At 68.4% G+C, this 4,837-nt stretch carries 7 protein-coding genes; 6 read left to right on the forward strand and 1 reads right to left on the reverse strand.

Features of this window, described 5'->3' with window-relative positions; translation table 11 throughout:
- From KME80_RS49475 to KME80_RS49495, 6 genes are all read left to right on the forward strand, one after another.
- On the forward strand, positions 1-257 hold a 257-nt coding region (locus tag KME80_RS49475), incomplete at its 5' end, for a hypothetical protein (protein WP_219519942.1).
- Positions 254-703, forward strand: a complete 450-nt coding sequence (locus KME80_RS49480; protein WP_219519944.1) for a nitroreductase family deazaflavin-dependent oxidoreductase — start codon at positions 254-256, stop codon at positions 701-703. The genes KME80_RS49475 and KME80_RS49480, both read left to right, overlap by 4 nt.
- A gap of 971 nt (positions 704-1,674) precedes the next feature.
- Complete coding sequence (locus tag KME80_RS49485; RefSeq protein WP_219519946.1) at positions 1,675-2,169, forward strand: MarR family winged helix-turn-helix transcriptional regulator; 495 nt, start codon at positions 1,675-1,677, stop codon at positions 2,167-2,169.
- Between the two features lie 93 nt (positions 2,170-2,262).
- Positions 2,263-2,391 (forward strand): hypothetical protein, encoded by a 129-nt coding sequence (locus KME80_RS52510; protein ID WP_281427572.1) that lies wholly within the window; start codon positions 2,263-2,265, stop codon positions 2,389-2,391.
- Positions 2,392-2,739: 348 nt separating this feature from the next.
- Positions 2,740-3,588, forward strand: a complete 849-nt coding sequence (locus KME80_RS49490; protein ID WP_219519948.1) for a tyrosine-type recombinase/integrase — start codon at positions 2,740-2,742, stop codon at positions 3,586-3,588.
- Entirely contained in the window at positions 3,525-4,505 is a 981-nt protein-coding gene (locus tag KME80_RS49495; RefSeq protein WP_219519949.1) for an AraC-like ligand-binding domain-containing protein, read from the forward strand. Before KME80_RS49490 ends, KME80_RS49495 begins: the two co-directional genes overlap by 64 nt.
- A gap of 168 nt (positions 4,506-4,673) precedes the next feature.
- Here the strand turns inward: KME80_RS49495 and KME80_RS49500 are convergent.
- On the reverse strand, positions 4,674-4,837 hold a 164-nt coding region (locus KME80_RS49500), incomplete at its 5' end, for a transposase (protein ID WP_219519956.1).

Consider the following 4,837-nt stretch of genomic DNA (forward strand, 5'->3'; position numbering starts at 1 on the left):
CCCCGACCCCGACCAACAAGCACCCCCAGGCCCCCGTACAGACCCTCAACGGCGAGCAGGACAACCTGCTGACCGGAGTCTGCTCCTCCTACGCGCCGCACGCTCCCCAGGCCCCCATCGCCAGTCGCCGCGCCAAGCCGCAGACCGTCCTGATCTCCGGCACCGGGCACCTGCTCAAGGGCCGATCCACCACGCCCCACCGGTTCGCCCAGGCACCCGAACGGGCCGAGGGCCGCGCGGACGGAGCGGCGCGATGAGCCAAGAACCGATCGACAGCCCGACCGGGTGGGTGGCCAGGCACGTCAAAAGCTACGCCGAATCCGGCGGCGCTCGCGGCCACCACTTCCACGGCGCCCCCACACTGCTGATCACGACGATCGGCCGCCGCTCAGGACTACCACGGCGCACCGCCCTCATCTACGGCCGCGACGGCGACCGCTACCTCGTGGTCGCCTCCAACGGCGGCGCCGACGACCATCCGCTCTGGTTCCACAATCTGCTCACCCAGCCACGAATCAAGGTGCAGGTCGGCGCCGAGGTGTTCGACGCGGTGGCGCACCCAGCGGCCGAGGACGAGCGGCCCCGCCTGTGGGAGACGATGACCGGACTATGGCCGCACTACACCGGCTACCAGCGAAAAACGTCCAGACGGATCCCAATCGTGATCATCGAACGGGCCGCGACGCCGGACCTTGACCGATGATCTGCAGCCATACTCCAGGCCCACCCCGTTGACGGCACGCGCGACGTTGAGTGTGACCTTGAGCTGGGCTGCAACCATTCACCTGAACCAACCCACCCCGACATCGGTCGCGCCGCGCCGCACGGTCGCCAACCACCGCCGACCGGGCGGCCGCAGCAGTCACGGCCACCATGACCGATGCCCGGGCTCCCAGTAACGGCCTCGACCGCGCATCGGCCGGGTCGGGGCCACGCAGAAAGGCCCGCGTCCGGAAACCGGGGGATGCACCGGGCTGGTAAGGCTGCGCCGGCCCGGCGGCCTCCACTCCTACCCTGCCTCTGATACCGCGCCTGAGGACAGGCGCGGGTCACTCCCCCAGGCGATGTGGGCATGCGACGTGTCTGGGAGTTTGAGGACCCGATCCATTGCTGGATGCCGCCGCATGTGGCGGAGCGTCGAGCATGGTGCCGATCGGTACCTCTGGCAGCGCCGGACAAGCAGCCACCAGGCGCCAGCCCCCAACGCGCCCTCGTATGTGCCGAGAAGGGTCAGGCCAGCAGGCATCAGCATGCTGCCGGGCTTTCGAGCAGGGGAGGATCAGAGTTTCGCCCGGTGAAAGGCAGGCCTGACATGATTCCCGGTTTCCGGATTCAGTGGCCGATCACCCCCGGCCTGGCCATGCTGCGCCAGCGAGTGCACGCCTTCGGTGCTGGTGGCGGCCTGTCCGGACAGCGACTGCAGGACATGGTGCTCGCCGCCCATGAGGCCGCCACCAACGTGCTGCGCCACAGTGGCGGCCGCCGGCACTCTCATTGCCTGGCGCGACGCCGACGGGCTGAGTCTGGACGTCGTCGACGGCCGGCACCCTGACCGAGGAGCAGCTGCGCCCCACCGAGCCAAACCTCGACCGGGGCGGCGGCGCCGGTCTGCTGCTGATGCGCACCCTGCGCGACGATAGTTAAGCACATAACCAATGTGTCAAGGAGGAGCCCATGGACTTCGAGCACGCCAACGCCCTCAACCAGGCCATCCGCCTGCTGAGCCTGCGCCACCGGGCCAGGGCCGCATCGCTGCTGGCCCCGCTCGGCCTGCACACCGGTCAGGAGGCGCTCCTGCTCGAGCTCGACCGGACCGGCCCGATGATCCAGGCACAGCTCAGCGAGGCGCTCGGTTGCGAGCCGCCCAGCGTCACGCTCATGACCCGCAAGCTCGAAGCCGGCGGCCACATCCGCCGCACACCCGCCCCCTCCGACAAGCGCGCCAGCATCGTCGAACTCACCGACAGCGGCAAAGCTCTGGTCGACCAGGTCAAGCAGCTTTGGTGCGCTCTGGCGGAGGAGACCGTGGGCGGCCCGCCCGCCGAAACGGTTGCAGACCTCCCCGGCATCCTCAAAACCTTGACCGACAACGTGGACACCAAGCGCCCCACCACCCAGGCGGCGCCGGCACGGTCTAGCGCCGTGCGCTCACCCACCAAGACCTTCTAGATAACCTTTGCTATCTGGGCGGCCGTCGCCCGGCACGCAGGCTTCCGTGTCCCAGTTATCTGGCCACTTCGCGGATGGTGGAGGTCGAACGCGGTGGATCCGGTCATCGCCGAGCAGCTCGGCTGCACCCACCCGCTCGCCCGGCACCGCGACGACTTCCTCACCGACCTGGCCAACGCCGGGAAGTCGGCGCACACCCGGCGGGCCTACCGCGGCGACTGATCGCCTTCGCCGCCCACCACGGCGAAGACCTCGCCGAGCTGACCACCGCGCCGGTCCGGGCGTTCCTGGCCGAGCTGTCGCCGGCCAGCCGCAAGCGCAAACGCGCCGCCGTCGCCTCCTTCACCAAGTGGGCCGTCCGCCACGACCTCCTGCAGGCCAACCCGATGGACCGCATAGACACCGTCAAGGTGCCCAAGAACCTGCCCCGCCCGGCCAGCGCGGCCGACGTGACCAAGGCGCTCGCGGTGATCTGCTCACGGCGACCGCGCAAGCAGACGCCGCTGGACCGGCTGCGGGATCGGGTGCTGTTCAAGACCGCCTACGTGTGCGACGCCCGCGCCTCGGGAGGTGTGCGGCCTGTACGTCGAAGACCTCGGCCTGCGCCTGGACGACGAACACGTCCGCCTCCACGGCAAGGGCGGCAGCGCACGCACCGTCCTTCTCGACGACCGCGGCTACGTCACCCTGCTCAAGCTCTACCTCGCCCGCGCCGGCTACACCGCCGGGCCGCTGTTCCGCGCCTCCATCAACAGCCGCGGGGGGCCGCTGTCCTACGACGCCGCCCACCACCGCTGGCAGACCTACTGCACGCAGGCCAGGATCGAGATCGACATTCACCAGCTGCGCCACGCCCACGCCACCGAACTCATCAACGCCGGCGCTCCATTGAGGCCGTGCGCCGCCGCCTGGGCCACGCCTCCACCGAAAACTACCCAGCTCTACGCGCTGCTGATCGACTCGGCCGAGCGGCAGTACTCGATAACGCTGGATCGGGTGCTCCGCAAGTCGCGTTGCTCCCTCATAGCGTTTATGTCAAGCCGCCCGGGAGCTCCCGATTACGCACCGTCCTTTGGGCCGTGCGACGCGATTCTTACCAGCACCCCAATCAGCAGCTCGCCCGGCATCGCCCGTCAGTCGGCGGGATCAGCGCGATCGGCACGAACCCTGGGCAGGGTGACGGGTACAGCGCCGAGCGGTCAACGAAGATCGCGTTCCTGGTGGCAATTCCTCCATTCGGCCCTCTCAAATGCCTACTCCGGCAGAGGTACAGGCACCTGCGTCGAGGGGACGACGACTACGCGGAAGCGATTGCCGAGAATGGCCCCCACAGCTGTCTACACCAAGGTGGGATCATGGACGTGGTCGGCACCGCCGAGGTCCCGGCGAGCGAGCGGTTCGCCCTCTGGCGCGAGGTGAGCTCGAAACGGTGGGTGCCGCTCGATGCCCGCTGTGAACCGCATCTGGAGAGCGCCTTCCGGGCTCAGGCCGGATTCAGTGAGTTCGGCCTCGTACAGGTGGTCGTGCTGACCGCGACGCCGCTATCGATTCACCGCACGCCCAAGCTGATCCGCCAATCCGATCCCGAGACGTACTTGGTGACCTGCACCGTACGCGGTCGCGTGTGGGGAGAGCAGGACGGCCGGCACGCGGATCTACATGTCGGTGATCTGTCCATACGTGACAGCTCACATCCTTACCTGACCCGGATGGCGCCGAGCGAGCGAGCGGCTCAGACGGTGTGCCTGCAGTTTCCGCGGTCGCTACTGCCGTTATCGCAGCGGGACCTGCGGGACCTGGCCGCGGTCCGTATACCCGGCGACCGGGGCATCGGCGCGCTGTCCTCGCACTTCCTGTTGCAGATGGCCGAGCACATGCACGAGTTCAGCCCGGCCGACGTTGCCCGGCTGTCCATATTGACGCTTGACGTGCTGACCTCGGCGCTGGCCAGCGCGCTGGACGCCCACAGCGCAGTGCCGCCGCACACCAGGCAGCGCGCGCTGATGGCTGAGATCCACGCCTTCATCCTGCGGAACCTCGGTGATACGCATCTGACTCCGGACGCGATCGCCGCAGCCCACCACATCTCCCTGCGCTACCTGCACAAACTGTTCTACCAGGAAGGGCACACCATCGCTGGCTGGATCAGGCGGCGCCGCCTGCAGCAGTGCCGATGTGACCTGGCCGACCCCCGGCTGGCTGCCCGCCCGATCAGCGCGATCGCGGCCCGGTGGGGGTTCACCAGCGCAGCGCATTTCAGCCAGGACTTCCGCAGTGCTTACGGTCTGTCGCCGCGCCAGTTCCGCCAGCAGCGCGCGATCGTGCGCCCAGGCTAAAGACGTGTGCGCTCACGCGTAACGACAGGCCTGGGCCGCGGCGTGCACCATCTCGGTTGAAGGGTGGCCTCAGCTTCCGCTGAGGCCCACTACGCAACCGGAGGAACCGCTTGTCGAGGCGTTTCCTCCGTCGAAGGGAGAACGATGTTTCGATCTCGCTTAGAGCGCCTAACGCAATGAAGTGAGGCGCCGCCAGCAGATGAGCGCGCAGGCCAGCTTGAGGAATGCCTCGTGGATGTCGGCGCGGATCTCCCAGCGGATGCGCAGGCGTTTGAAGGCGTGCAGCAGGGCGAAGGTCTGCTCGACGACCCAGCGTTGCTTGCCCAGGCCGG

The organism is Nonomuraea ceibae (assembly GCF_019396325.1).
In the GTDB taxonomy this organism is placed as follows: Bacteria; Actinomycetota; Actinomycetes; order Streptosporangiales; family Streptosporangiaceae; genus Nonomuraea; species Nonomuraea ceibae.